This window comes from Streptomyces glomeratus (genome assembly GCF_021462825.1).
Lineage (GTDB): Bacteria > Actinomycetota > Actinomycetes > Streptomycetales > Streptomycetaceae > Streptomyces > Streptomyces glomeratus.
This window is the reverse complement of the sequence record NZ_JAKEEB010000013.1, coordinates 46,428-72,868: the sequence shown is the minus strand read 5'-3', so window position 1 is coordinate 72,868 and position 26,441 is coordinate 46,428. Positions and strand designations below refer to the sequence as shown.

Annotated in this window: 22 protein-coding genes and 1 tRNA gene; 9 read left to right on the top strand and 14 right to left on the bottom strand. The window is 71.0% G+C overall.

The window, feature by feature from the left end; translation table 11 throughout:
• Positions 1 to 30: 30 nt before the first annotated feature.
• Together cydD and LZ604_RS17770 are read left to right on the top strand one after the other, a co-directional pair.
• Entirely contained in the window at positions 31 to 3,564 is a 3,534-nt protein-coding gene (gene cydD / locus LZ604_RS17775) for a thiol reductant ABC exporter subunit CydD (protein ID WP_234516228.1), read from the top strand.
• A gap of 144 nt (positions 3,565 to 3,708) precedes the next feature.
• Positions 3,709 to 4,770, top strand: a complete 1,062-nt coding sequence (locus LZ604_RS17770; RefSeq protein WP_234516226.1) for a M23 family metallopeptidase — start codon at positions 3,709 to 3,711, stop codon at positions 4,768 to 4,770.
• Positions 4,771 to 4,823: 53 nt separating this feature from the next.
• On the opposite strand, the gene LZ604_RS17765 is transcribed toward LZ604_RS17770, so the two are convergent.
• The 4 genes from LZ604_RS17765 to LZ604_RS17750 form a co-directional block, all read right to left on the bottom strand.
• On the bottom strand, positions 4,824 to 5,693 hold the full coding sequence (locus tag LZ604_RS17765) for an HAD hydrolase family protein (RefSeq protein WP_234516225.1): 870 nt from the start codon (positions 5,691 to 5,693) through the stop codon (positions 4,824 to 4,826).
• Positions 5,694 to 5,805: 112 nt separating this feature from the next.
• The gene (locus LZ604_RS17760; RefSeq protein WP_234516223.1) at positions 5,806 to 6,708 is read right to left on the bottom strand and encodes an LLM class flavin-dependent oxidoreductase; all 903 of its coding nucleotides are present in this window, start codon (positions 6,706 to 6,708) and stop codon (positions 5,806 to 5,808) included.
• A 102-nt stretch (positions 6,709 to 6,810) separates the two neighbouring features.
• Positions 6,811 to 7,347, bottom strand: coding sequence for an RNA 2'-phosphotransferase (locus tag LZ604_RS17755; protein WP_234516221.1), 537 nt, complete (start codon positions 7,345 to 7,347; stop codon positions 6,811 to 6,813).
• Positions 7,348 to 7,601: 254 nt separating this feature from the next.
• Entirely contained in the window at positions 7,602 to 9,350 is a 1,749-nt protein-coding gene (locus tag LZ604_RS17750) for an SDR family oxidoreductase (RefSeq protein ID WP_234516220.1), read from the bottom strand.
• A 309-nt stretch (positions 9,351 to 9,659) separates the two neighbouring features.
• On the opposite strand from LZ604_RS17750, the gene LZ604_RS17745 reads away from it, so the two are divergent.
• From LZ604_RS17745 to LZ604_RS17720, 6 genes are all read left to right on the top strand, one after another.
• Positions 9,660 to 10,622 (top strand): ABC transporter ATP-binding protein, encoded by a 963-nt coding sequence (locus tag LZ604_RS17745; RefSeq protein ID WP_234516349.1) that lies wholly within the window; start codon positions 9,660 to 9,662, stop codon positions 10,620 to 10,622.
• A complete protein-coding gene (locus LZ604_RS17740; RefSeq protein ID WP_234516218.1) occupies positions 10,612 to 11,520 on the top strand; it encodes an ABC-2 transporter permease in 909 nt (302 codons plus the stop codon). The genes LZ604_RS17745 and LZ604_RS17740 overlap by 11 nt, the downstream gene beginning before the upstream one ends.
• Positions 11,517 to 12,428, top strand: coding sequence for an ABC transporter ATP-binding protein (locus LZ604_RS17735; protein ID WP_234516217.1), 912 nt, complete (start codon positions 11,517 to 11,519; stop codon positions 12,426 to 12,428). Before LZ604_RS17740 ends, LZ604_RS17735 begins: the two co-directional genes overlap by 4 nt.
• A gap of 10 nt (positions 12,429 to 12,438) precedes the next feature.
• Positions 12,439 to 13,158 carry an ABC transporter permease gene (locus LZ604_RS17730; protein ID WP_234516214.1) on the top strand — a complete coding sequence of 240 codons (720 nt, stop codon included), beginning with the start codon at positions 12,439 to 12,441 and terminating at the stop codon, positions 13,156 to 13,158.
• A 180-nt stretch (positions 13,159 to 13,338) separates the two neighbouring features.
• Positions 13,339 to 13,578 carry an SGM_3592 family protein gene (locus LZ604_RS17725; protein ID WP_234516212.1) on the top strand — a complete coding sequence of 80 codons (240 nt, stop codon included), beginning with the start codon at positions 13,339 to 13,341 and terminating at the stop codon, positions 13,576 to 13,578.
• 286 nt (positions 13,579 to 13,864) lie between these two features.
• Positions 13,865 to 13,952 (top strand) — tRNA-Ser (locus tag LZ604_RS17720).
• 52 nt (positions 13,953 to 14,004) lie between these two features.
• Here LZ604_RS17720 and LZ604_RS17715 read toward each other — a convergent pair.
• The 9 genes from LZ604_RS17715 to LZ604_RS17675 form a co-directional block, all read right to left on the bottom strand.
• Positions 14,005 to 14,823, bottom strand: a complete 819-nt coding sequence (locus tag LZ604_RS17715; protein WP_234516211.1) for an HAD family hydrolase — start codon at positions 14,821 to 14,823, stop codon at positions 14,005 to 14,007.
• Positions 14,820 to 16,097 (bottom strand): serine--tRNA ligase, encoded by a 1,278-nt coding sequence (gene serS, locus LZ604_RS17710; RefSeq protein ID WP_234516209.1) that lies wholly within the window; start codon positions 16,095 to 16,097, stop codon positions 14,820 to 14,822. The genes LZ604_RS17715 and serS overlap by 4 nt, the downstream gene beginning before the upstream one ends.
• Positions 16,098 to 16,636: 539 nt before the next feature.
• Positions 16,637 to 17,569 carry a prephenate dehydratase gene (pheA, locus tag LZ604_RS17705; RefSeq protein WP_234516208.1) on the bottom strand — a complete coding sequence of 311 codons (933 nt, stop codon included), beginning with the start codon at positions 17,567 to 17,569 and terminating at the stop codon, positions 16,637 to 16,639.
• Between the two features lie 67 nt (positions 17,570 to 17,636).
• Complete coding sequence (gene efeB / locus LZ604_RS17700; RefSeq protein ID WP_234516206.1) at positions 17,637 to 19,037, bottom strand: iron uptake transporter deferrochelatase/peroxidase subunit; 1,401 nt, start codon at positions 19,035 to 19,037, stop codon at positions 17,637 to 17,639.
• 8 nt (positions 19,038 to 19,045) lie between these two features.
• Entirely contained in the window at positions 19,046 to 21,016 is a 1,971-nt protein-coding gene (locus LZ604_RS17695; RefSeq protein ID WP_234516348.1) for a copper resistance CopC/CopD family protein, read from the bottom strand.
• A gap of 127 nt (positions 21,017 to 21,143) precedes the next feature.
• Positions 21,144 to 21,605, bottom strand: a complete 462-nt coding sequence (locus tag LZ604_RS17690) for a copper chaperone PCu(A)C (RefSeq protein WP_234516205.1) — start codon at positions 21,603 to 21,605, stop codon at positions 21,144 to 21,146.
• Entirely contained in the window at positions 21,602 to 22,276 is a 675-nt protein-coding gene (locus LZ604_RS17685) for an SCO family protein (RefSeq protein WP_234516203.1), read from the bottom strand. Before LZ604_RS17685 ends, LZ604_RS17690 begins: the two co-directional genes overlap by 4 nt.
• Positions 22,277 to 22,382: 106 nt before the next feature.
• A complete protein-coding gene (locus LZ604_RS17680) occupies positions 22,383 to 23,129 on the bottom strand; it encodes a YcnI family copper-binding membrane protein (RefSeq protein WP_234516202.1) in 747 nt (248 codons plus the stop codon).
• 153 nt (positions 23,130 to 23,282) lie between these two features.
• Positions 23,283 to 24,113, bottom strand: coding sequence for a hypothetical protein (locus tag LZ604_RS17675; protein WP_234516201.1), 831 nt, complete (start codon positions 24,111 to 24,113; stop codon positions 23,283 to 23,285).
• A gap of 244 nt (positions 24,114 to 24,357) precedes the next feature.
• Here LZ604_RS17675 and LZ604_RS17670 point away from each other — a divergent pair, with 244 nt between their 5' ends.
• The gene (locus tag LZ604_RS17670; RefSeq protein WP_234516199.1) at positions 24,358 to 24,813 is read left to right on the top strand and encodes an ATP-binding protein; all 456 of its coding nucleotides are present in this window, start codon (positions 24,358 to 24,360) and stop codon (positions 24,811 to 24,813) included.
• 71 nt (positions 24,814 to 24,884) lie between these two features.
• Here the strand turns inward: LZ604_RS17670 and LZ604_RS17665 are convergent, their stop codons facing one another.
• On the bottom strand, positions 24,885 to 26,363 hold the full coding sequence (locus LZ604_RS17665; protein WP_234516198.1) for an aminopeptidase P family protein: 1,479 nt from the start codon (positions 26,361 to 26,363) through the stop codon (positions 24,885 to 24,887).
• Positions 26,364 to 26,441 lie beyond the last annotated feature (78 nt).

The following is a 26,441-nucleotide window of genomic DNA, read 5'->3' as shown; positions in this document are numbered from 1 at the left end:
CCCCCACCCCTTTCCGAAGGGGTGTTTCACGTGAAACCGATCGATCCCCGTCTCCTCCAGTACGCGCGCGCCACCCGCTTCTTCCTCGTAGCGGTCATCGGCCTGGGCGTCGTCGGAGCGGCACTGGTCATCGCCCAGGCGATGCTGATCGCCCGGGTGGTGGTCGGCGCCTTCCAGCACCATGACTCGGTTGCCGCGCTGGGTACCCCGCTGCTGCTTCTGGCGGCCGTCGCGGTGGGTCGTGCACTGGTCTCGTGGCTCACGGAACTCGCCGCCCATCGAGCCGGCGCGGCGGTGAAGTCCGAACTGCGGAGGCGGCTGCTGGAACGTGCGGGGGCGCTCGGTCCCGGATGGCTGAGCGCCCAGCGGACCGGGTCGCTGGTCGCCCTGGCCACGCGAGGAGTCGACGCCCTCGACGACTACTTCTCGCGCTATCTGCCGCAGCTGGGACTCGCGGTCGTCGTGCCGGTGGCCGTGCTCGCGCGGATCGTCACCGAGGACTGGGTGTCGGCGGCGATCATCGCCGCCACGCTGCCACTGATCCCGCTCTTCATGATTCTCATCGGCTGGGCCACGCGCTCCCAGATGGATCGCCAGTGGCGCCTGCTCTCCAGGCTGTCCGGGCACTTCCTCGACGTGGTCGCCGGACTCCCGACCCTGAAGGTGTTCGGCCGGGCCAAGGCGCAGGCGGAGTCGATCAAAAAGATCACCGGCGAGTACCGGCAGGCGACCATGCGCACCCTGCGGATCGCCTTCCTGTCGTCCTTCGCGCTCGAGCTGCTGGCCACGATCTCGGTCGCACTCGTCGCGGTGACCATCGGCATGCGGCTGGTCCACGGCGATATGGACCTGTACATCGGGCTGGTCATCCTGGTGCTCGCACCGGAGGCGTATCTGCCGCTGCGTCAGGTCGGCACTCAGTACCACGCGGCTGTGGAGGGACTCTCCGCAGCCGAGGAGATTTTCACGGTGCTGGAGACACCGGTACCGGCCTCGGGGACGCGGCGCCTCCCCCACGGGGAGATCGCCTTCGAAGGCCTGACCGTGCGCTACCCCGGACGGTCGTCCGACGCGGTGTCCGCACTGTCCCTGAAGGTCGCACCGGGAGAGACGGTCGCCCTCGTCGGACCGAGCGGCGCGGGGAAGTCGACGTTGCTGAGCGTTCTCCTGGGATTTGTGCCGCCCACCGAGGGGCGCGTACGGATCGGGGGAGTCGATCTCGCCTCCGCCGATCTCGAGGACTGGCGCTCGCGGATCGCCTGGGTGCCGCAGCGACCGCATCTGTATGCGGGGACCATCGCCGAGAACGTCCGTATGGCACGACCCGACGCGGAGGACGCGGCGGTGCGGAGGGCGCTGGCCGACGCCGGTGCGCTGGAGTTCGTGGACGCGCTGCCCGCCGGGGCCGACACCGTGCTCGGCGAGGAGGGTGCAGGGCTCTCCGCGGGCCAGCGTCAACGGCTGGCCCTGGCACGGGCGTTTCTCGCCGACCGGCCGGTGCTGCTGCTCGACGAGCCGACCGCGTCCCTGGACGGGGCGACCGAGGCGGAGGTCGTGGAGGCGGTGCGCCGGCTGGCGGCCGGGCGGACGGTACTGCTGGTCGTGCACCGCCCTGCGCTGCTCGGGATTGCCGACCGGATCGTCCGCCTGGACGCGGAGGACTGTGCGGCGAACGGTCCTCTGCGCTCCGGAGCCGTGCCACTGCCCCGCCCTCGGATGCCCGAGGCGCCCAAGACCCCCGGCGAACGGCCACCCCTTCCCTCACCGCAGGGACGCGTCGGGGTGCTCGCCCGGGTCCGCGCGACGGCAGGCCCCCGCCGGGGGCGGCTGACGCTCGCCCTGCTGCTCGGCAGCCTCGCGCTCGGAAGCGCCGTCGGGTTGATGGCCACCTCAGGATGGCTGATCTCGCGGGCCTCTCAGCAGCCGCCGGTGCTGTACTTGATGCTCGCCGTGACGGCCACGCGGGCGTTCGGCATCGGACGCGCCGTCTTCCGTTACGCGGAGCGGCTCGTGTCGCACGACACCGTGCTGCGGATGCTGGCCGACACCCGGGTCGCCGTCTACCGGCGACTGGAACGGCTCGCACCGGCCGGTCTGCGCACGACCCGGCGCGGCGACCTGCTGTCGCGGCTCGTCGCCGACGTGGACGCGCTACAGGACTACTGGCTGCGCTGGCTGTTGCCCGCGTGCGCCGCGCTGGTCGTCTCGGCGGGTGCGGTCGGCTTCACGGCCTGGCTGCTGCCGGAGGCCGGTGCCGTCCTGGCCGCAGGGCTGCTGGCCGCCGGGGTCGGCGTACCCCTGGTGACCGGTGCCGTGGCGCGCCGGGCGGAGCGTGCACTGGCGCCCGCCCGGGGAGTGCTGGCGACCCGGGTGACCGATCTCCTCACGGGGACCGCCGAGTTGACGGTCGCCGGTGCGCTGCCCGCGCGGACCGAAGAGGTGCGGCGGGCCGACGGGGTGCTCACCCGCATCGCCTCCCGCGGCGCCACCGCCACCGCGCTGGGCGGTGGGCTCACCGCGCTTGTCACCGGGCTGACCGTCGCGGGCGCGGCCCTAGTGGGTGCGCAGGCCGTGGCTGACGGACGGCTCGGCGGCGTCACCATGGCCGTCGTGGTACTCACCCCGCTTGCCGCGTTCGAGGCGGTGCTGGGGCTGCCGCTCGCCGTGCAGCACCGGCAACGGGTGCGCCGGAGCGCCGAGCGCGTGTACGAGGTGCTGGATGCCCCGGAGCCCGTCCGTGAGCCGGAGCGGCCGCTGCCGCCGCCGTCGTCACCCTTCCCGCTCGTTCTCGAAGGGCTGACGACCCGCCACGAGGGGCAGCAGCGCGACGCGCTCACCGGACTCGGGCTGACCCTCGAACAGGGCCGTCGAATCGCCGTGGTCGGCCCGTCGGGGGCGGGCAAGACGACACTCGCGCAGGTGCTGCTGCGCTTCCTGGACCCGGCCGCCGGCACGTACACGCTGGGTGGGACGGACGCCCGTGCGCTCGACGGCGACCAGGTACGGCGGGTGGTCGGACTGTGTGCTCAGGACGCGCATCTCTTCGACAGTTCGGTGCGGGAGAACCTGCTGCTCGCGCGGAAGGACGCGAGCGAGGGGCAGGTGCGGGAGGCGCTGGCGCGGGCGCGGCTGCTGGACTGGGCCGACGGGCTGCCCGACGGCCTCGACACGCTGATCGGCGAGCACGGAGCCCGGCTGTCCGGCGGCCAGCGTCAGCGGCTGGCGCTGGCCCGTGCCCTGCTCGCCGACTTCCCCGTCCTTGTCCTCGACGAACCCGCCGAGCACCTCGACCTGCCGACGGCGGACGCGCTCACGGCGGATCTGCTGGCCGCCACGGAGGGACGTACGACGGTGCTCATCACCCATCGGCTGGCCGGCCTGGAGACGGTCGACGAGGTGGTCGTGCTCGCGGAGGGCCGGGTGGTCCAGCGCGGCCCGTACGAGGAACTCGCCGCTGTGGACGGGCCGTTGCGCGCGATGGTGGAGCGGGAAGCCCAGGGCGATCCGCTGGGCGAGCGGAAGGGGCACACGGGTGCGACGGCGCCGGCCTTCGCCGACGCCTGAGGTGCGGCACCCTCACGGCAGACCGGACGGAGCAGCGGTGGACCTCCGGGTGGGGGAAGCCGCTGGGCCATCCGTACCCGCCTGTTCCTCCAGCCGTGGGACGTCGACAGGACGGTGGGCGCGACACGGGCCACGATCATTGACATGCCTTCACTTCTTCGTTCTTCGATAGTCGTTTCTCTTCTCCTGGGCACCGTCACGGTGTTCCCGGCCCGGTCCGCCGCGGCAGAGGGTGGGAGCGGTGCGGCGGGCGACGGCGCCAATATCCGTGCCAGTGCCCGGGTGGCGCAGCTGTACGAGCAAGCGGCCACGGTGACGCGGCAGTACGACACCGGGCGTCGGGAGGCCGAGGAGCAGCGCGCCATAGCGGGGCGGGACGAGGAGCTCCTCGCCCGTGAGCACGGGCTGATTGCGGCCCTGCATACGGATCTGGGCCGGATCGCGCGTGTCCAGTACGGCCAGAGCGGCGGACTCCCGTACACCGCGCACACCTTGCTGCCGGACAGTGCGCAACAGGTGATCGCAAGCCAGACGACGCTCGCCCGGCTGGACCTCACGGTCGGGAACGCGGTCATCCGGAGCCGTCTGGCGGAGGCCCGGCTGGCCGTGGAGCGGGCACGGGCGTCGGCGCGGTGGCGGACGCTGCAGAAGCGGAACGGTGAACTGGCCGCGATGCAGCGGCGCCTCCAGGCCAAGCTTGAGGAGGCGCGCTGGGCGCTGCAGAGACAGGCCGACGCGTCCGCATCCGCCAGGACATGCCGGGGGGCGGTCCACTTGGACCAGCCACGGCGGAAGACCTGGCCCTCCTGGATCTCACCGGTGGAGGCGTACCGGCTCTCCGCGGGCTTCGGCAGCGGTGGCGACCACTGGGCGCACCGCCACACGGGCCAGGACTTCGCGGTGCCCATCGGCACGCCCGTGCGGGCGGTCGGATCCGGGCGGGTGGTGCGGGTGACGTGCGGGGGCGCGTTCGGCATCGAGGTCGTGATCAGGCATTCGGGCGGCTACTGCACGCAGTACGCGCATCTCGCCGCCGTCGCCGTCGGCCCGGGCGATCGGGTGGCCACCGGGCAGTTGATCGCCCAGTCGGGCACGACCGGCAATTCGACCGGACCGCATCTGCACTTCGAGGTCCGGTCCACTCCGGAGTGGGGGTCGGGCGTCGATCCCGTGCCGTGGCTGGCGGCACACGGCGTGCACCTGTGAACTCCCCGGCGGACTCGACGGGTCGCGGTCTGAGGCCGTTCACCGGTCCGAGGCTATGACCGCTCCGCGAGGATCTGCTCGATCACCACGGCCACCCCGTCCTCGTTGTTGGCGACCGTCCGCCCGGATGCCGCGGCGACGACGTCGGGATGAGCGTTGCCCATCGCGTACGACCGGCCCGCCCAGGTGAGCATCTCCACGTCGTTCGGCATATCACCGAAGGCGACGACCTCCTCATGGGAGATGCCCCGCTCGGCGCAGCACAGCGCGAGCGTGCTCGCCTTGGAGACACCGGGGCCGCTGATCTCCAGCAGCGCGCTCGGACTGGACCGGGTGATGGAGGCGCGGTCGCCGACGGCGAGGCGGGCCAGGGTGAGGAAGGCGTCCGGGTCCAGTTCCGGGTGGTAGGCGAGGATCTTCAGCACCGGCTCTTGGGCGCCCGGCGCATCCGGCGCCAGCAGCTTCTCGGCGGGCGCCAGGAAGTCCGGTATCTCCAGGTGCAGTTTGGGATACGCCGGCTCCTGGTAGAAGCCGTACGTCTGCTCGACCGCGTATACCGTCCCCGGTGCGGCGTCCCTCAGCAGCCGTACGGCGTCGAGCGCGTTCCCCCGGGCCAGCTCCCGGACCTTGACGAACCGGTGCGCGCCGGGACCGCCGTGCAGGTCCACCACGGCCGCCCCGTTGCCGCAGATCGCCAGCCCGTGCCCATGGACGTGGTCGCTGACGACATCCATCCAGCGGGCCGGGCGGCCTGTGACGAAGAACACCTCGATACCGGCCTCCTCGGCGGCGGCCAGTGCGGCGACCGTCCGCTCGGAGACCGACTTGTCGTCGCGCAGCAGGGTGCCGTCGAGATCTGTGGCGATCAGCCGGGGCGGAACGGTGTGGGCCGGGGTCTCCGGCTGTCGGGTCGCTGAGGTCACGGGCGTCATTCTCCCGCATATGCCCGCACGGCCGTGCGTGAGTCCGCGCATGTGCGTGGTGACGCTCCTCACCAGCGCCTTTACAGGCCGTCACGCGCTGTCCTGCTGCGGCTCAGTCCAGCTGGGCCGGGGCCTCCATGGCGATCTGTTCGAAGACCTTCTCGTCCGCCGCGAAGGCGGAGTCGGGAATGGGCCAGTGGATCACGATGTCGGTGAAGCCGAGCTCTGCGTGACGGCCGGCGAAATCGACGAACGCGTCGAGGGACTCCAGCGGCCGTCCGCGGTCCGGAGTGAAGCCGGTGAGCAGGATCTTGTCCAGTTCCGTCACATCGCGGCCGGTCGCGGCGCACGCGTCGGCCAGCTTCCCGGTCTGTGCGCGCAGGGCCTGCACCGACTGCTCCGGGGTGCCGCTCTCGTACAGCTTCGGGTCGCCGGTCGTCACCCATGCCTGGCCGTGGCGGGCGGCGAGCTTCAGCCCGCGCGGTCCGGTCGCGGCCACCGCGAAGGGCAGCCGGGGGCGCTGGATGCAGCCGGGGATGTTGCGCGCCTCGTGGGCGGAGTAGTGCGAGCCCTCGTGGGAGACGGAGTCCTCGGTGAGCAGCCGGTCGAGCAGCGGCACGAACTCGCCGAACCGGTCGGCGCGCTCGCGCGGCGACCAGGGGTCCTGGCCGAGCGCGGTGGCGTCGAAGCCGGTGCCGCCCGCCCCGATGCCCAGGGTGATCCGGCCGCCGGAGATGTCGTCGAGGGAGATCAGCTCCTTGGCGAGGGTGACCGGGTGCCGGAAGTTCGGTGAGGTCACCAGGGTGCCGAGGCGCAGACGGTCGGTGACGGCGGCCGCGGCGGTCAGGGTCGGCACGGCGCCGAACCACGGTCCGTCGCGGAAGGACCGCCACGACAGGTGGTCGTAGGTGAACGCGGTGTGAAAGCCGAGCTGCTCCGCGCGCTGCCATGCGGAACGCCCGCCCTCGTGCCAGCGGACGTACGGCAGGATCACGGTGCTCAGACGCAGACTCATGCTTCGAGCGTAAGCGGAAGCGCGGGGTGCTCTGAGCGTCGGCTTGATCGATCGGGTCCCGGCATCAAAGGCGGAGCGTCAGCGTGACCCCGGGAAACGCAGCTATTGCGGCGGAACCGCCTTGGTGAGCCACACCCCGTTCGCGCTCATATGGAAGACATGGCCGTCCCGGTGCATGGCGGCGGCGTCGACGGTGAGGACGACCGGACGGCCACGGCGGGCCCCGACCCGGGTCGCGGTCTCTCGGTCCGGCGACAGGTGGACGTCGTGCCGGCTCATGGCCTTGAGGCCCTCCGCCCGGATGGCGTCCAGGTGGCGCGCCACGGTTCCGTGGTACAGGTACGCGGGCGGGGCCGCCGGAGGCAGTCCGAGATCGACGTCGATGCTGTGTCCCTGGCTGGCGCGGATGCGGGTGCCCTCGATCGCGAAGCGCTTCTTGTCATTGGTGGCGACCACGCGGTCCAGCTCCGCGCGGGTGATCCGGAAGCCGTGCGCGGCCGCCGCCGCGAGCAGTGTCCCGATCTCCACCCAGCCGTGTTCGTCGAGCGTGAGGCCGATCCGTTCCGGCTGGTGCCGTAGATGTTTCGAGAGGTACTTCGACACCTTCACGGTGCGCCTCTCGTCGTTCCCTTCTGTCACCCCTCCAGAGTGCGGGAGAGATGCGGATCACGCATTTGATTTTGTTCCGCATGTTTGATCCACAAGCAAGTGCGGTTATCCACAGGCGTATTGGCGCTCCTGTGGACAACTGGCTTGCATCGGCGCAGCGTTCGCCAACTCATCTACCCCAAAGGTCGACTTGATCCCCAGCGAGGCAAAGAGCCGTTGTCTGCGACACATTGGCGTACAGGTCGCGCGCAACAGCTAGTTGACGTCTCGTCAAACTACTGGAGTCACATGTTCCAACGGGCGACCGCGCGCAGCGCACGCGGCGCGAAGCGGGACATCAGGCGGGCCGCCCGTGCCTCCCAAGTCACCGTCACCAGCGGACGGTTGTGCACGACGGCACGGAGAATCGCGTCGGCGACCTTCTCCGGCGGATACCCACGCAGGCGGTACAGCCGTGCGGCCCTAAGCTGCCGACGCCTCTCCTCCGCCGCGTCCACGCCCGCGAAGCGCGCGTTGGAGGGGATGTTCGTATTGACGAAGCCGGGACAGATCGCCGATACGCCGATGCCCTGACCGGCCAGTTCGGCGCGCAGGCACTCGCTGAGCATCAGGACGGCGGCCTTGGAGGTGCTGTAGGCGGGCAGCGCCCTGGAGGGCTGAAACGCCGCCGCAGACGCGATGTTGACGATATGGCCGCCCTGGCCGCGCTCGGCCATCTGCTTGCCGAAAAGCCGGCAACCGTGCAGGACGCCCCACAAGTTGACGTCCAGGACCTCGCGCCAGTCCTCGGTGCTCGTGTCGAAGAAGGATCCCGCGAGACCGATCCCCGCGTTGTTCACCAGCACGTCCACTACCCCGTGTTCGGTGGCGATCCGCTCGGCGAGCTTCTCCATGGCCTGTTCGTCCGACACGTCGGCCTTCTCGCCCCACGCGCCCGGTGCGCCGAGCAGCAGGGCCTTCTGCGCCGTGCGGGCCGCATTCTCCGCGTCCCGGTCGACGGCCACCACACGTGCTCCCGCCTCCGCGAACGCCAAGGCCGTGGCCCGCCCGATACCGCTGCCCGCGCCGGTGACCAGCACGAGTTGTCCCCCGAACCGGTCCGCGTACCGTCCGCTCGCCGCCGGTGACGGCCGGCCGTCCTCGACGGATGTCACGAACTCCTCGATCCACGAGGCGACTTGGTCGGGCCGGGTGCGTGGGACCCAGTGCCCGGCCGGCACGGTGCGTCGCGTCAACTGCGGGACCCACCGCTCCAGTTCGTCATGGAGCCGCCGCGACAGGAACACGTCTCCGAGGGCCGTGATCAGCTGCACCGGCGCGTGCGCGTACGCGTCGGCGCGCGGATGGCGCAGCCGGGGCCGTACGTTGTCGCGATACAGCCAGGCGCCGTGGGCCGCGTCCGTGGGCAGTGACGGGGTCGGGTAGTCGCCGCCGGGGACCTTCTCGACGCGCCGCAGGACGTCCGCCCAGCGGTTGCCGAGCGGGCTGCGCCAGGCGAGTTCCGGCAGAACGGGGGTGTGCAGCAGGTACACGTACCAGGACCGGGCGCCCTGACCGAGCAGTTGGCCCAGGCGGCGCGGGGTCGGCCGGCGCACCCGCTGCTTGATCCAGTGCCCGAAGTGGTCCAGGGACGGCCCGGACATCGAGGTGAAGGACGCGATCCGGCCCTCGGTGCGCCGGACGGTGACGAACTCCCAGGACTGCACCGAGCCCCAGTCGTGCCCCACGAGGTGCACGGGCCGGTCCGGGCTGACCGCGTCCGCGACCGCCAGGAAGTCGTCCGTCAGCTTCTCCAGCGTGAATCCGCCGCGCAACGGCCGCGGTGCCGTCGAGCCGCCGTGGCCGCGGACGTCGTAGAGCACCACATGGAATCGCCCGGCCAGCCGGGCGGCCACCTCCGACCACACCTCCTTGCTGTCCGGATAGCCGTGGACGAGCACCACCGTGGGCCGGCCGGGATCGCCCAGCTCGGCCACGCTCAGCTCGACCCCGTCCGCGCGCACCCGGCGCTCCCGCGCCCCCTCGAGAGTCACTTGCCCTCCGCCCCGGCCCCGTGGACGAGGCCGCCGTCCTTCGACGACCGCACCGCCGTCCACATCGGCCACAGTTGGTGTCCGTCCCGTGACACCGGCGAATCTCGCACTTGTTAGAGAACGCGTCAACAGGCCCGCGCCCACCTGTGGACAACCTCGGCAATGGGGACAACACCGGCCGGCTTGACCGCCCGGTTGTTCGACCTGAGGGTGACCCCTACGGGCCCGTACGACTGGAGGCTGACCCGCAGACAGCTCTTCGGTCTGACGACTGCAGTGGTACACGTCACTACCGTCGATGACGTGACTGTGATCGCGACCGAAAGCCTGAGCAAGCGGTTCCCCCGGGTGACCGCCCTTGACCGGCTCTCCGTGGACGTCGGACCCGGTGTGACGGGGCTCGTCGGCGCCAACGGAGCCGGCAAGTCCACACTGATCAAGATCCTGCTGGGTCTGTCCCCCGCCACCGAGGGCCGCGCCGAGGTGCTCGGCCTGGATGTCGCCACCAAGGGCGGCGCCATCCGCGAGCGCGTCGGGTACATGCCGGAGCACGACTGCCTGCCGCCCGACGTGTCGGCCACCGAGTTCGTCGTCCACATGGCGCGCATGTCCGGGCTGCCCCCGGCCGCCGCCCGTGAGCGCACCGCGGACACGCTGCGCCACGTCGGCCTGTACGAGGAGCGCTACCGCCCCATCGGCGGCTACTCGACCGGCATGAAGCAGCGCGTCAAGCTCGCCCAGGCTCTGGTCCACGACCCCCAGCTGGTCTTCCTGGACGAGCCGACCAACGGTCTCGACCCGGTCGGCCGCGACGAGATGCTCGGCCTGATCCGCCGGGTGTACACCGACTTCGGCATCTCGGTCCTGGTCACCTCACACCTGCTGGGCGAACTGGAGCGAACCTGCGACCACGTCGTCGTCGTCGACGGCGGCAAGCTGCTTCGCTCCAGCTCCACCCGGGACTTCACCCAGACCACCACGACCCTCGCGATCGAGGTGACCGACACCGACGAACACCCCGACGGCACCCGCGCGGTGCGCGACGCGCTCCTCGCGCGCGGGGTGAGCACGCACGACGGCAGCGGTCTGCCGGGCGCCGGGCACATCCTGCTGCTGACCGCGGAGGGCGAGCAGACGTACGACCTGATCCGGGACGTCGTCGCCGACCTGGGCCTGGGCCTGGTCCGCATGGAACAGCGCAGGCACCACATCGCGGAGGTCTTCAAGGACAGCGACGACCAGCGGAAGGAGGCGGTCGGCCATGGCGGTTGAGCAGCCCACGGCCCGTGCGGCCGAGCAGACCCGGATCCACAACATCGGCTACCGCGCGTACGACGGCCCGCGCCTGGGCCGCGCCTACGCCCGCCGCTCGCTGTACTCGCAGTCCCTGCGCGGCGCCTACGGCCTCGGCCGCTCGGTGAAGTCCAAGGTGCTGCCGATGCTGCTCTTCGTGGTGATGTGCGCGCCCGCACTGATCATGGTCGCGGTCGCGGTCGCCACGAAGGCCAAGGACCTGCCCGTCGACTACACGCGTTACGCGATCATCATGCAGGCCGTCATCGGTCTGTACATCGCCTCGCAGGCGCCCCAGTCCGTCTCCCGGGACCTGCGTTTCAAGACCGTGCCCCTGTACTTCTCACGCCCCATCGAGACCGCCGACTACGTCCGCGCCAAGTACGCGGCCCTGGCCTCCGCCCTGTTCATCCTGACGGCCGCACCGCTGCTCGTCCTCTATGTGGGGGCGTTGCTCGCCAAGCTGGACTTCGGCCACCAGACGAAGGGATTCGCCGAGGGACTGGTCTCCGTGGCCCTGCTCTCCCTGCTGTTCTCCGGGATCAGCCTGGTGATCGCCGCGGCCACCCCCCGGCGCGGCTTCGGCATCGCGGCCGTCATCGCCGTCCTGACCATCTCGTACGGCGCCGTCTCCACCATCCAGGCCATCGCGGACGCGCAGTCGGGCAACCCCGCCGCCATCGTCTGGATGGGACTGTTCTCGCCCGTCACCCTCATCGACGGCGTGCAGACCGCCTTCCTGGGCGCGAGTTCCTCCTTCCCCGGCGGGGGAGGACCCTCGGCCGCGCAGGGAGTCGTCTATCTCCTCGTCGTCCTGGGACTCATCGCGGGCAGCTACGGCCTGCTGATGCGCCGCTACCGAAAGGCCGGACTGTGACCACGCTCACCATCGACCACGTCTCGCGCTGGTTCGGCAACGTGGTCGCCGTCAACGACGTGACGATGACCATCGGCCCCGGCGTCACGGGCCTGCTCGGCCCGAACGGCGCCGGGAAGTCCACCCTCATCAACATGATGGGCGGCTTCCTCGCCCCCTCCACCGGCTCCGTCACCCTTGACGGCCGGCCCGTGTGGCGCAACGAGGAGATCTACCGGCACATCGGCATCGTCCCCGAGCGCGAGGCGATGTACGACTTCCTCACCGGCCGCGAATTCGTCGTCGCCAACGCGGAGCTGCACGGCCTGGGCGCGAAGGCCGCCCAGCGGGCGCTCGCCACGGTCGAGATGGAGTACGCACAGGACCGGAAGATCTCCACGTACTCCAAGGGCATGCGCCAGCGCGTGAAGATGGCGTCCGCGCTGGTGCACGATCCGTCCCTGCTGCTGCTCGACGAGCCGTTCAACGGCATGGACCCCCGACAGCGCATGCAGCTGATGGAACTGCTGCGGCGCATGGGCGCCGAGGGCCGCACGGTGCTCTTCTCGTCCCACATCCTCGAAGAGGTCGAGCAACTCGCCTCCCACATCGAGGTGATCGTCGCAGGACGGCATGCGGCGAGCGGCGACTTCCGGAAGATCCGCCGTCTGATGACCGACCGTCCGCACCGCTATCTGGTGCGCTCCAGCGACGACCGGGCGCTGGCGGCCGCGCTGATCGCCGACCCGTCGACGTCCGGCATCGAAGTCGACCTCGCGGAGGGCGCCCTGCGCATCCAGGCGGTGGACTTCGGCCGGTTCACGGTCCTGCTGCCGAAGGTCGCGCGCGAGCACGGCGTCCGGCTGCTCACGGTCTCGCCGTCCGACGAATCCCTCGAGTCCGTCTTCTCGTATCTGGTCGCGGCGTAGGAGGCCGAAGATGTACGACCCCACAGTCGCCCGGCTCACCTACCGGGGCCTGCTCGGCCGCCGCCGGGCCCTCATCCTCGGCGCGCTGCCCGCCCTGCTGATCGTGATCTCCGCCGTCGTCCGGGCGCTGACCGGCGCCGACGACCAGGTGGCCCACGACGTCCTCGGCGGCTTCGCGCTCGCCACCATGGTGCCGATCATCGGCGTCATCGCGGGCACCGGCGCGATCGGACCCGAGATCGACGACGGCTCGGTGGTGTATCTGCTGGCCAAGCCGGTCAAGCGGCCCACGATCATCATCACCAAGCTGATCGTCGCCATCGCGGTCACCATGGCGTTCTCGGCGCTGCCGACGTTCATCGCGGGCCTGATCCTCAACGGCAACGGCCAGCAGATCGCGGTCGCGTACACGGTTGCGGCGCTGGTCGCCTCCATCGCCTACGCCGCGCTGTTCCTGCTGTTCGGCACCGTGAGCCGGCACGCGGTGGTCTTCGGACTGGTCTACGCGCTGGTCTGGGAGGCGCTCTTCGGCTCGCTGGTCTCCGGGGCGCGCACGCTCAGCGTCCAGCAGTGGGCGCTCGCCGTGGCACACAAGGTCTCCGACAGCTCGCTCGTCACGTCGGATGTCGCACTGCCCACCGCGACGGTGCTGCTGATCGTGCTGACCCTGGCCGCCACCTGGTACGCGGGCCGGAAACTGCGGACGCTGACGCTGGCGGGCGAGGAGTGACAGCGACCGTGGGGCCCCGGCGGGGCTCCGGCGCGGGCGCGGCCCCCGGAAGGAGGCCGCGCCCGTATGCGCCTCGGAGGCGGGCCGTTGCCCGCGTCTTCGCAGAAGGCTTTTTGACAGCGGCTTCACATCTGCCCGGGCACACTGGGCACAGGGGATGCGTTGCGGAAAGGACCGGGCATGACAGCGGACGCACCACAGGGCGAAGGGCCGGGAGAGGCCGGGGAAGCCTGGGACGGCGTCGTGTTCGACGAGGACTTCATACGGTCCGCGGCGACCACGGAGCCCTCCGCGCGCGCCCGGATGCTGGCCGCCCGCTGGCGGAACGAGGCGCCCGACCCCCAGCCCTGGCGCTCGGACGAGCCGCCCGCCGGCTGGTTCTTCAGCAAGGCCCGCCGCCGCAGGTGGCGCCGCCGGTAGCGGGCGTGCGCCCCCGGCGGCCCCCGCGACAGGCGGAATTTATTCGGTGGCGCCCGATGCGGTGGACGGGCACAGTGGCTATGTCCACGACGCCGGATCGAGCCGGCGCCACGTTCCGGGAGAGGAGCTGGGCGATGTCCATGCACGGCAGTACGCCGGGCTCCCGACAGGGCAGCCCGCGGCGGGCTCCGGAGTAGTTACCCCTCCGTCGAGCCCGCCCCGCACGGGGAACTGCCCGGGGCGGCCGCTTCGAGCACGCGAAGGGATTCGCGTGGGCCGCCCACCCGGAGGATTGGCCGAGCGGTAAGGCACAGGCTTGCTAAGCCTTGGTCGGGTCTGGAAAGCCCGCGCGCGTTCGATCCGCGCATCCTCCGCGAGACATGGGCCGCCCGACATGGGCGCATCCGGCGCACGGTGCCGCGCCGGCTAACCCAGCAAGCGCTCCAGCACCACCGCGATCCCGTCCTCCTCGTCGGAGAGCGTCACCTCGTCCGCGACGGCCTTGAGGTCCTCGTGGGCATTGGCCATGGCCACGCCCCGGCTCGCCCAGGCGAACATCGGTATGTCGTTCGGCATGTCGCCGAAGGCGATCGTGTCCGCGGCCTTCAACCCCAGGCGGCGGGCGGCCAGCGACAGTCCCGTGGCCTTCGTCAGGCCCAGCGGCAGGATCTCCACTATCCCCTCGCCCGCCATCGTGACGCCGACAAGACCCCCGGCGGCCTGCTGCGCCGCCTCGGCCAGCTCGTCGTCGCTCAGCCTCGGGTGCTGGATGTAGATCTTGTTCAGCGGGGCCGACCACAGGTCCGCCGGGTCCCTGACCGGCTGGTACGGCAGCGGTCCGTCGTGGACCCGGTAGCCGGGGCCGACGAGGACCTCCCCGTCCAGCCCGTCCCGGCTCGCCGCCAGCAGCAGCGGGCCCACCTCCGCCTCGATCTTCGCCAGCGCGAGACCCGCGATCTGCCGGTCCAGGGTGACCGACGTCAGCAGCCGCCGCTCCCCCGCGTGGTACACCTGTGCGCCCTGGCCGCACACCGCGAGCCCCCGGTATCCGAGGTCGTCGAGGATGGGGCGGGTCCACGGGACCGCGCGGCCGGTGACGACGATGTGCGCCGCGCCCGCCGCGGTGGCCGCGGCGAGTGCCGCACGGGTGCGCGCGGAGACCGTCTCGTCGGGGCGCAGAAGCGTCCCGTCGAGATCGGTCGCGATCAGCCGGTACGGAAAACGGTCGGGCCCGGCCGCGCTCACTTGGCCACGGGCTCCAGCAGCTCCCGGCCGCCCAGGTAGGGGCGAAGGATCTCGGGCACCCGCACGGAGCCGTCGGCCAGCTGGTGGTTCTCCAGGATCGCCACGATCGTCCGCGGTACGGCGCACAGCGTGCCGTTCAGCGTCGCCAGCGGCTGCACCTTCTTGCCGTCCCGCATGCGGATCGACAGACGGCGGGCCTGGAAGCCGTCGCAGTTGGAGGTCGAGGTCAGCTCACGGTACTTGCCCTGCGTGGGGATCCAGGCCTCGCAGTCGTACTTGCGCGAGGCGGACGCGCCCAGGTCACCCGTCGCCACGTCGATGACCTGGAACGGCAGCTCCAGGGCGTTGAGCCAGTCCTTCTCCCACTCCAGGAGCCGCTTGTGCTCGTTCTCCGCGTCCTCGGGGTCGACGTACGAGAACATCTCGACCTTGTCGAACTGGTGCACGCGGAAGATGCCGCGCGTGTCCTTGCCGTATGTCCCGGCCTCGCGGCGGAAGCACGGGGAGAAGCCCGCGTAGCGCAGCGGCAGCCGGTCCGCGTCGATGATCTCGTCCATGTGGTACGCGGCGAGCGGGACCTCGGACGTGCCGACCAGGTAGAAGTCGTCCTTCTCCAGGTGGTACACGTTCTCCGCGGCCTGGCCGAGGAAGCCCGTGCCCTCCATGGCGCGCGGACGGACCAGGGCGGGGGTGAGCATCGGGGTGAACCCGGCCTCCGCTGCCCGCGCCATCGCCGCGTTGACGAGCGCCAGCTCCAGCAGGGCGCCGATGCCCGTCAGGTAGTAGAAGCGCGAGCCGGAGACCTTCGCGCCACGCTCGACGTCGATCGCGCCGAGCGCCTCGCCCAGCTCGAGGTGGTCCTTGGGCTCGAAGCCCTCGGCGCCGAAGTCGCGGATGGTGCCGTGCGTCTCCAGGACGACGAAGTCCTCCTCGCCGCCGACCGGGACGTCGGGGTGCACCAGATTGCCGAGCTGGAGCAGAAGCCGTTTGGTCTCCTCCTCGGCCTCGTTCTGTTCGGCGTCGGCCGCCTTGACGTCGGCGGCGAGCCGGCTCGCCTTCCCCAGCAGTTCGGCCTTCTCGTCTCCGGTGGCCTTGGGGATCAGCTTGCCGAGCGCCTTCTGCTCGGAACGGAGCTCGTCGAAGCGGACGCCGGACGACCTGCGCCGCTCGTCGGCGGAGAGGAGGGCGTCGACGAGCGCGACGTCCTCACCACGGGCGCGCTGGGACGCGCGAACACGGTCGGGGTCCTCACGGAGCAGGCGAAGGTCAATCACCCCTCAAGGCTACCGGTGCGGGGTTGCGGCCTACGACTCCGTTTATCGATCCGCGCAACATGTTCCGTTGTGCGGCAATTACGTAGCGTGTCAAGAAAAGGGGTACTGTCCCCGGAACGAGGCGTTCCGGGGACGCTCCATTGACTGGAATTCCTTGTGGACAGCGGGATTTGGGCTCGGCTTGTCCACAGGCGTCCACAGGCCTCCTGGAGTTATCCACAGGCTGTGCGGAAGATCTGTGGACTCCGGAGTTGATCACTCCGAAGGCTCTCCGGTGAGCCTGGAATTCGCTGTTCAAACCGTCACTACTTGCACTTTTGGGTGCAAAGGGGTCGCCTCAAAGAGTTGATCGGGAGAAACGGGTGGACAACAGTGTCGAACGCGGCGGTAGACGAACGGGGGGTCACGGGAGAGATTTATCGACCCCGAAGGGCCGTGTTGTCGACTTGTCCCCAGATCGAGAAGCCAACCTGTGGATAACTTCTGTGGACAACGAAAATCCGCAGGTAGTACCGGGCACGCTGAACCGGCGGTCCTGGCTAGAACCGGCCGTCCTGACAGCGGGCCACCCAGTCCGCGGCCTCCATGAACTCGCCGTCCGACGTCCCCGCCGGTTGAACCCGGACCTCGTCCGGCGTGATGCCGGCACGCGGGTACGAGCCGAGGAACCGCACCTGGAGACATATCCGCTTCAGCCCCATCAGGGCCTCGGCGACCCGGCGGTCGGAGATATGACCCTCGGCGTCGATACAGAAGCAGTAGTTCCCGATTCCCGCTCCGGTAGGGCGGGACTGGAGCAGCATCAGGTTCACACCCCGGACGGCGAATTCGCCCAGCAGGTCGCGCAGGCCACCGGGGTGGTCGTCGCGCTGCCACAGAACGACCGAGGTCTTGTCCGCGCCTGTCGGAGCCGCCGGCCGAGCAGGCCTGCCCACCAGCACAAAGCGTGTCTGCGCGTTCTCCGCGTCGTGGATGCCGGTCTCCAGGGCCTCGAGGCCATAGCGCGCGGCGGCGAACTCACCCGCGAACGCGGCGTCGTAACGGCCCTCCTGGACCAGCCGGGCGCCGTCCGCGTTGGACGCGGCGGACTCCCAGACGGCGTCCGGAAGGTTGGCCTTCAGCCAGTTGCGCACCTGCGGCTGTGCGGCCGGATGCGCGGTGACCGTCTTGATCTCGGAGAGCTTGGTGTCGGGGCGGACCAGCAGCGCGAAGGTGATCGAGAGGAGGACCTCCCGGTAGATCATCAGCGGCTCACCGGCGACCAGCTCGTCGAGCGTGGTCGTGATGCCGCCCTCCACCGAGTTCTCGATCGGCACGAACGCGGCCTCGGCCTCGCCGTTGCGGACGGCGTCGAGCGCCGCCGGGACCGACACCATCGGGACGAGCTCCCGGGTCGCGGACTCCGGCAGCGTGCGCAGGGCGACCTCGGTGAAGGTGCCCTCGGGACCGAGATACGCATAGCTGGCTGGCATGACCTCACCCTAATGGGCCCGGCGGAACCCGGCTCGCATCCATGGACAACGGCTGCGCCGCCCCCGGTCACCCCTCCAGCAGCCGCTGCCCGACGTACTCCCCCTCCGCCGCCCCGCCCGGCACCGCGAACAGGCCGCTCGCCTCGTGGCGAATGTACGGCGACAGCGCGTCCCCCCGGTCGAGCTTGCGCTGGACCGGGACGAAACCGCGCAGCGGATCCGCCTGCCAGCAGATGAACAGCAGGCCCGCGTCGGGCGTCCCGTCCGCGTCGAAGCCGTCGTGGAAGGAGAACGGGCGGCGCAGCATCGCCGCGCCCCCGTTCCGGTCGGGCCGGGTGATCCGCGCGTGCGCGTTCAGGGGCACGACCGGGGTGCCGTCGGCACCGGACTTCTCCAGGTCCATGGCGGTCGTCTCGGTGCCGCCGCTGAGCGGTGCCCCATCGGACTTTCGGCGTCCGATGACCGCCTCCTGGGCCTGGAGCGAGAGCTTCTCCCAGTCGTCGAGGAGCATGCGGATCCGGCGTACGACGGCGTACGAGCCGTTCGCCATCCATGCCGGGTCGCCGGACGCGGGGACGAAGATCCGCCGGTCGAAATCGGGGTCGGCCGGCTTCGGGTTGCGTGTGCCGTCGATCTGGCCCATCAGATTGCGCGCCGTCATCGGGTGGGCGGTGGCGCCCGGAGAGCGGTTGAAGCCGTTCATCTGCCAGCGCAGCCGCGCCGCGCCGCCCGCGTCCTTCTGGATGGCGCGCAGGGCGTGGAAGGCGACGAGCGCGTCATCGGCACCGATCTGGACCCACAGGTCGCCGTCGCTACGGGACTTGTCCAGCCGGTCGGAGGAGAAGTCGGGCAGCGGGTCCAGGGCGGACGGACGCTGCTTCTCCAGGCCCGTGCGGGAGAAGAAGCTGTTCCCGAAGCCGAAGGTGATCGTCAGGGCCGAGGGGCCCGCGTCACGGGCGACGCCGGTGTCGTCGTGCGGGGCCGCCTCGCCCGCCATCAGCCGCTCGGCGATGGCCGACCAGCGGCGCAGCAGTGCGGCGGCCTCCTTGCGGCCCGCACCGGGCGCCAGGTCGAAGGCGGCGAGATGGCCACGCGCCTGGAGAGCCTCGGTGATGCCGGGCTGATGTTTCCCGTGAAACATCGCCCGGTCGGTGCCGAGCGAGGTCAGGGGAGTGCTCTTCTCGGAAGGTGCCGCCGCGTATCCGGCGGCTCCGCCGGCCGCGCCCAGGGCGAGCCCGGTGGCCCCGGCGGTCCCGAGGAGCCGCCGCCGCGAGATCACTCCCTGCGGAAGAGCACTGCCGGAAGCGGCCTCCTCGGGGGTGCTCTTGATGGGAGCGGTCCTCTTCGAGGAGCCGCGTGCCGCGGCTCCCCTGGGCGAGCTCTTGGCCGTGGGGTGGCCGGGCGTCTTCTGGGAGGGGATGCCCTCGGGGGACGCCTCCGACGCCTCCGATGTGGACTGGTCAGCCATGGTGGGGTTCAGCCGATCTTCGCGTTCTTGGTGACGGTTGCCTGGTCGATGTCGGAGGTCCGGACGGTCACCGCGATCTTCCAGTCGCCCGCCATGGGGATCTGCACGCCGCTCGCCGACCAGTGCCCGGTGGCGATGCGGTCGGGCACGACGGGGAGCGGTCCGATGCCCTTGGACTCCAGGGTGAAGGCGACCTTGACCTCCGGGACGTCGAAGGCCTTGCCGTTGGGCCGCACCACATAGACGTGCATCTCGTTTGCGCCCACACGGGCAGGGTCGAGGGTGACCTGCACGGTGCCCTTTCCCTCCTGGCCGCCGGTGTCGAAGGGGACCTTCAGCGACAGGAGGCCCGACCGCTGCGAGGCGGACGCGGTGGCCGCCTTGGCCGCCTCCTCCGTACGTCCCGGCTCGGTCGTGGTCAGCGCGGTGGTGACGGCGAGCAGGACGATCGCGACGCCGGCCTCGGCGAGCACGGAGCGGCGCAGTCCCGAACGGACGGGGTCGGCCTCGCGGACCCGCTTGGCCTCTGCCGCTGCCACGGCAGCCTGCTGCCGGGCCAGCTGCGCGGCCCGCTCCGAATCGGGGGCATTCCCCCGCGCGCCGCCCTTCGCCGATCCCTTGGCCGCCGCCTTCACTGACGCTTTCGCCGATCCCTTGGCCGACGCCTTCGCCGCAACGGTCGCGCGCTTGGCCGCCGTCGTGCGCTGCTTCCCCGCCGAGTCCTTCTCCACCGCCGCGACCGGTGCATCCGCCAGCCGCGCCGTCCAGCGCCGTGAGATCCAGGCGATGCCCACGAGAACGGCGACCAGGGCGACCTTCACGAGCAGCAGCTGCCCGTAGGACGTCCCGGTCAGGGCCGACCAAGAGCCGAGCTGACGCCACGCCTGGTAGACCCCGGTCGCGGTCAGCGCCACGACGCACACGAACGCGAGGCGCGAGAAGCGCCGCACGGCCGCCGCCTCGAGCGAGGGTGCCCGGTACAGCACCAGGAGCAGTGTGGTGAGCCCGCCCAGCCAGCAGGCGACGGCCAGCAGATGCAGGACGTCGACCGGCATCGCGAGACCGGTCTGGATGCCGGTCGAGGCGTGCTCGGCCATCGCCCAGGTCGCCGCGAGCCCCGCCGCCACGACGGTCCCGCCGAGGGCGAGGCCGAAGGTGAGATCCCGCTTCTCGGCGTCCCGGGCGGCGTCGTCCTCCGAGGAGCCGCCCTCGCCGTCCGCTCCCTCGCCGTCCGCCGCCTCGGCGCCCGTGTCCCGTCGCACGTACGCCCCGAAGAGCACCGCGATGAAGAGCGCCCCGGCCGCGAGCAGCAGCAGCCGGGAGACCAGCGCCGCCCCGGCCTTGGTCTGGAGCACCTGCCCGACCAGGGACACGTCGAAGACGTCGGCGATCTTCCCCGAGCCGGTGTACGAACCGCGCAGGAGCAGCAGCGTGAGCGTCGCCGAGGTGAGGGCCACCCACCCGGAGACCACGAGCCGCTGTACCGCCCGTACGCCGGCGCCCCGCTGCCAGCAGGCCAGCACGAAGGCCGCGCCGCCGACCAGGACGATGAATCCGGCGTAGGAGACGTACCGTGCGAACCCGTAGAGCCAGCCGACGACGCCGCCGCCCGCGGCCGGGCCGGAGACCGGGACCGTGGTCGCGGACGGCGCGCCGACGGAGAAGGTGAAGGCGCCGGAGACCGGATGACTGTCCGCCGACACCACCTGGTAGGTGACGGTGTACGTGCCCTTGGGCAGTCCCGCGCGCACCCGCACCCCGTACATCGTCCCGCTCAGGTTGGACGGCTTCCCCGTGTCGACGCGCTGTCCGCGTGGATCGAGGACCCGCAGCGAGCCGTCGGAGAGCGCCACGTTCTCGGAGAAGGTGAGGGTGACCTGGGTGGGCGCCTTGTCGACCACCGTTCCCTGCGCCGGGTCGCTGCCGATCAGCGCGGCGTGCGCGGAGGCGGGCGCGGCCCCGGCGAAGAGCGCGCCCATGACGGCGAGCAGCAGCGCCAGCAGTGCCTGGAGCGCCCGGAGACGGCGCGTGCGCGGCGGCGCCGCCCGGATGTCTCTCCGGACGTGCGCGTCGGGAGCGATGGCCTGCGTCACGGTGTTCCCTCTCTCAGTGCCCGGTCTTGGGGGAGTACGTCGCCGACTTCACCGGCATCTCGACCGTGACCGTTCCGGACTTGGCAAAGTGCAGCTGCACGGGCACCTTGTCGCCCTGCTTCGGCTTGCGGGTGAGGTTCTCGAACATCAGGTGGTTGCCGCCGCTCGCGAAGTCGAGTGTGCCGTCCGCGGGCACAGGAAACGACTTCTCCTCCTCCATCGCACCGTCCTTGGTGGAGTGCAGCGTCACCTCACGGGCGGCGTTGCTCGTGACGGAGGTGAGGGTGTCGGCGCCACCGGCGTTGGTGACGGTGAAGAAGCCGGCCGCCATGTCGCCGGTGACGGGCGCGGGCATATAGGCGCCGGTGACCTTCAGTTCGGGCCGTGCCGAGGACGAGCCACCCGAGCCGCCGCAGCCCGCGAGCACCAGACCCGCCGCCGTCAGCGCGGCGACCCGGCCGAGATGGAGGTTCACGGGTTGTCCCCCTTGATGATCTTGGGGAGGTCCTTGGTGTAGTCGTCGACGGTGGCGTCCTGGCCGTAGAGCAGATAACCCCCGTCGGTCTTCGGTGAGAACGCGATGACCTGGCTGCCGTGGGTGGAGACGATCTTGCCGTCCTTCTCCTTCCGCGGTGCCTCGACGTCGATGCCGAGGCGGCGGGCGCCGGCCTGGATGGCGGAGAAGTCGCCGGTCAGGCCCACGACGTCGGGATCGATGCCCTGGAGCCACTTGCCGAGCGCGGCAGGGGTGTCACGCTCCGGATCCGTGGTGACGAACACGATCCGCAGCGAGTCCTTCTGCGCCTGGGTCAGCTCCTTGCTCTTCTCCGTCTCCTTCTTGGCGACGGCGAGGTTGTTCATGGTCAGCGGGCAGACGTCGGGGCAGTGGGTGTAGCCGAAGTAGATCAGCGTCGGCTTGCCCTTGGTCTGCGCGCGCAGGTCGTACTTCCTGCCGCGGGTGTCGGTGAGGACGAGGTCCGGCTTCCCGAACGGCGGGTCGAGCACGGTGGCCGCCTTGTCCGAGCCGGACTCCGCCGAGACCTCGGCGACCGGCTTGTCGCCGCCGGCGCCGGATCCGCAGGCGGAGAGGGTGAGCGCGGCGGCGGCGAGGAGGGCGGCCGCGGCGAGCGTCTTCTTCGTGCGCATAGAGAAATGTCCCAGATCTAGGGGTTCCGATGGACGCCGGGGTCGTGCGGGGCGCGTCACGGCGATGCCGTACGACCCCGGCGCGTGTCCGAAGGCGATTCCGGCCTCAGGCCTGCGGGGCGCGTCGGCGGCCGGCCAGAACGCCGTACGCCACGCCTGCCGCGCCGACCACGATGCCCACGATGCCGAGGACGCGGGCGGTGGTGTCACTGAAGTCGGTGGAGGTCTCGGCCGTGGTCTCCTTGGCGGCCGACCGGGCGGAGGTGTCCTCGGCCGTGGAGCCGTGGTGGCCGGAGGCGGCGGCGGTCAGCTGGAGCGCCGGGGCCGGGTTCTCGGGCTCCTCCTGGCCCTCCTTCTGCGGCTCGATCCAGCGCACGACCTCGTTGTCGGAGTACGTCTGGAGCGCCTTGAAGACGAGCTGGTCGGTGTTCTCGGGGAGCCGGCCGACGGAGAGCGGGAACTTCTGGAAGTAGCCCGGTTCGATGCCCTTGCCGGTGGCGGTCCAGGTCACCTTGGTGACGGCCTCGTCGATCTGCTTGCCGTGCAGCGTGAGCGGCTTGTCGAGCTTGGACTTGGTGACCTGCACCTTCCAGCCGTCGAGGGGCTGCGGCATCACCGAGGCGAGCGGGTGGTCGGCCGGGAAGGAGACCTCGAGCCTGGTCGTCGAGGCGTTGTCGCGCTCGTTCGGGACCTTGAAGTCCACGACCGCATAGCCGCCCTTGGCGGCCGCGCCCTCCGGTTGCACGGTGACATGCGCGAACGCGGGGACGGACAGGAACAGGACGGCCGACGCGGCGGCGGCACCGGTGACGGCGAGACGGGACGGCTTCAGGGAACCCTTGATGACCTTCATGACGTGGGAAACACTCCACTCCGAGTGAGAGTCCGTTGAGGAAGAGGGCGCGTGTGCGCAGGGGACGCCACGGTCGTGGCACCACACGGGCACGCGCGCGTGCCGCGCGACGGCGGCCCCTCCGCACAGGACGAGGGGGAGCGGCGCGTCGCGTCAGGCTGCGAGGACGCAGGGAGCGGGGGAGGGCGGTCCGCGCCGGATCACCGCATGCCGCAGCGCCGTCGTCCGTGGCTTCGGCGCCGTGAGGAACGCGGTGCGCGGGGCGCGGATACCCGCTTCGGGAGTCGTGGGAAGCCCGGCCAGCAGGGCGCGCACCAGGGCGAACGAGGAGCGCAGGGATCGTATGAGCGCCCCTTCGGCGACTCCGTGCGCCGACAGGCTCATGAGCCGCAGCAGCGCCCTGTCCCCGTGGCGCAGCAGCCACCCGGCGGCGACGGCCGCGAGGACGTGGCCGAGCAGCATGGGCACGGACGGCAGTACCGACCACCACGAACCGGGCGTGGTCGACAGCGCGTCCGCGGGGTGGTGCATGGCGGCCATGTCCGTACCCGTGCCGAGCCGCGCGTCGGCGAGGATCTTCTGGGCCTGGGCGGGGGAGATCGCCGCCGCGGTGGTGCCGCACAGCAGGTGCGCGGCCCGTGCCACGAGCCTGGCATCGGCAGTCGCCGTCGCGTTCGAGGTCATCGACGCCATCGACACCGCACCGGAATGCCGCCCGAGCCCGAACAGGGTGTGCAGCACGGTCTGGCCCACCGCGAGGAGGCCCGCGATGCCCAGCAGTGAGCGCTCGCGCCCGGCGAGCAGGGCGGTGACGGCGAACACGCCGAGGAAGCCGGCGCCCAGCGTCCACACCGGAACCGTGGCGCAGGACGCGAGTGTGTGCCCGGCCCCGGCCAGCACGACGCAGACCGCGGCGAACACCGCGGCCCGCAGGATCCGCAGCTCGCACCCGGTGCGTGGTGTGCGCTGGTGGGGGGCACTCATGGCGGCCTCATCATCGCACTGGCCGTTCGGCGCCGGTGCGGCAGGTCCGCAAGACGGCTTTCGCGCGGTATGCGGAGGGGCGCTTTCGGAAGACCGCACTCCGGCGATGCGAGCTGCGTGCATACACCGTTCCCGGCTTCCGCGCATCCGCCGTACGGGCGGGATCTCGTCGCATGGGAGATTGCGGTCGCGTACGCGCGGCAATACGTAACGGTATGTCGAGCCGCAGCCAGGAGGCTGGAGCATGAGCATCTGGTGGTCACTCCAACTGCGGCGCGAGGCTGCGAGCGTGCCGCTCGCCCGACGGCTCCTGATGGGCACGATGGAGACCGCGGGCGTCGACCCGGACATCTCCTACGACATCTCCGTCGCCCTGAGCGAGGCCTGTGCCAACGCGGTCGAGCACGGCGGCGACAGCGCACTCGGTGGCATGTCGGAGGCGTACCGCGTCACGGCGTACCTCGACGGCGAGACGTGCCGCATCGAAGTCGCCGACTCGGGCCCGGGCTTCCCCGTCGGCAGATCCCGTGCCGTGACCCTGCCGAGCTGCACCGACGCGGAGCACGGCCGGGGCCTGTGCCTAATCGAGGAACTCGCCGACCACGTCCACATCGGCAACACGCCGGGACGGGACGGGGCGGTGGTGAGCTTCGACAAGATCCTGAAGTGGAAGAAGGGCTCCCCGCTGACGGTCGTGTAGCCGGGGCCCGACCGGCTCATGCGAAGGGCCGGGTACACCGCTCCACGGTCACCCGGCCCTTCACCGCCGTATCAGCCCTTCAGGGACGCCATCCACGCCTCGACCTCGTCGGAACGCCGCGGAAGGCCCTCCGACAGGTTCCGGTTGCCGTCCTGGGTGACCAGGATGTCGTCCTCGATGCGGACGCCGATGCCGCGGTACTCCTCCGGGACGGTGAGGTCGTCCGCCTGGAAGTACAGGCCCGGCTCGACCGTGAGCACCATGCCCGCCTCCAGCGTGCCGTCCACGTACGTCTCGGTGCGCGCGGCGGCGCAGTCGTGGACGTCCATGCCGAGCATGTGGCCCGTGCCGTGCAGGGTCCAGCGGCGCTGCAGACCCAGCTCCAGGACGCGCTCCACCGGGCCCTCGACCAGGCCCCACTCGACCAGCTTCGCGGCCAGCACCCGCTGGGCGGCGTCGTGGAAGTCGCGGAACTTGCCGCCCGGCTTCACCGCCGCGATACCGGCCTCCTGGGCCTCGTACACGGCGTCGTAGATCTTCTTCTGGATCTCGCTGTAGGTGCCGTTGACCGGAAGCGTGCGGGTGACGTCCGCGGTGTAGTACGTGTGCGTCTCCACGCCCGCGTCCAGCAGGAGCAGGTCCCCGGAGCGGACCGGGCCGTCGTTGCGTACCCAGTGCAGCGTGCACGCGTGCGGGCCCGCCGCGCAGATGGAGCCGTAGCCGATGTCGTTGCCCTCCACGCGGGCGCGCAGGAAGAACGTTCCCTCGATGTAACGCTCGGAGGTGGCCTCCGCCTTGTCGAGGACCTTCACGACGTCCTCGAAGCCGCGCACGGTCGAGTCGACGGCCTTCTGCAGCTCGCCGATCTCGAAGTCGTCCTTGACCAGACGGGCCTCCGAGAGGAAGACACGCAGTTCCTCGTCGCGCTCGGCGGTGACCTTGTCGTGCAGCGCGGCCTCGATACCGGCGTCGTGGCCGCGGACGACCCGGACCGGACCGGTGGCCTCCTTCAGCTTCTCGGGCAGCTCGCGCACGTCCGAGGCGGGGATGCCGTACAGCTGCTCGGCCTCGGCGAGCGAGTGGCGGCGGCCGACCCACAGCTCGCCCTGCCCGGAGAGCCAGAACTCGCCGTTCTCGCGGTTGGAGCGGGGCAGCAGGTAGATCGTCGCCTTGTGGCCGCTCCTGCCGTCCGCGGAGGTGGCCGGCTCCAGGACGAGAACGCCGTCCTCGGTCTGGTTGCCGGTGAGGTAGGCGTACTCGACGGAGGCGCGGAAGGGGTACTCGGTGTCGTTCGAGCGGGTCTTCAGATTGCCCGCGGGGACCACCAGACGCTCGCCCGGAAAGCGCGCGGACAGGGCGGCGCGGCGGGCGGCGGTCTCGGCGGCCTGGGCGATCGGCTGCAGGTCGCGCAGCTCGGTGTCGGCCCAGCCGGATTTCATGTTCTCGGCCAGCTCGTCGGAAACGCCCGGGTACAGGCCGTTCTTGCGCTGCTTGATCGGCTCTTCGGTCTCGTCCGGGGTCGCCGGAGTGAGCTCGTCCGCCACGGTCATCCTCCTTGGATACGGCACTGGGCCCCCACCATCGTACGGTCGTACTGAAGGGGGCCCAGGGCCGGAACGCCTGTTACC

Bases quoted from the DNA above. Each gene is read 5' to 3' on its own strand.
- LZ604_RS17760 (WP_234516223.1), bottom strand. From the start codon at position 6,708: ATGAGTCTGCGTCTGAGCACCGTGATCCTGCCGTACGTCCGCTGGCAC.
- LZ604_RS17695 (WP_234516348.1), bottom strand. From the start codon at position 21,016: ATGGGCGCGCTCTTCGCCGGGGCCGCGCCCGCCTCCGCGCACGCCGCG.
- pheA (WP_234516208.1), bottom strand. From the start codon at position 17,569: ATGCCAGCCAGCTATGCGTATCTCGGTCCCGAGGGCACCTTCACCGAG.
- LZ604_RS17670 (WP_234516199.1), top strand. From the start codon at position 24,358: ATGAGCATCTGGTGGTCACTCCAACTGCGGCGCGAGGCTGCGAGCGTG.
- LZ604_RS17730 (WP_234516214.1), top strand. From the start codon at position 12,439: ATGTACGACCCCACAGTCGCCCGGCTCACCTACCGGGGCCTGCTCGGC.
- LZ604_RS17685 (WP_234516203.1), bottom strand. From the start codon at position 22,276: ATGCGCACGAAGAAGACGCTCGCCGCGGCCGCCCTCCTCGCCGCCGCC.
- LZ604_RS17665 (WP_234516198.1), bottom strand. From the start codon at position 26,363: ATGACCGTGGCGGACGAGCTCACTCCGGCGACCCCGGACGAGACCGAA.
- LZ604_RS17725 (WP_234516212.1), top strand. From the start codon at position 13,339: ATGACAGCGGACGCACCACAGGGCGAAGGGCCGGGAGAGGCCGGGGAA.
- LZ604_RS17770 (WP_234516226.1), top strand. From the start codon at position 3,709: ATGCCTTCACTTCTTCGTTCTTCGATAGTCGTTTCTCTTCTCCTGGGC.
- LZ604_RS17680 (WP_234516202.1), bottom strand. From the start codon at position 23,129: ATGAAGGTCATCAAGGGTTCCCTGAAGCCGTCCCGTCTCGCCGTCACC.
- efeB (WP_234516206.1), bottom strand. From the start codon at position 19,037: ATGGCTGACCAGTCCACATCGGAGGCGTCGGAGGCGTCCCCCGAGGGC.
- LZ604_RS17675 (WP_234516201.1), bottom strand. From the start codon at position 24,113: ATGAGTGCCCCCCACCAGCGCACACCACGCACCGGGTGCGAGCTGCGG.
- LZ604_RS17740 (WP_234516218.1), top strand. From the start codon at position 10,612: ATGGCGGTTGAGCAGCCCACGGCCCGTGCGGCCGAGCAGACCCGGATC.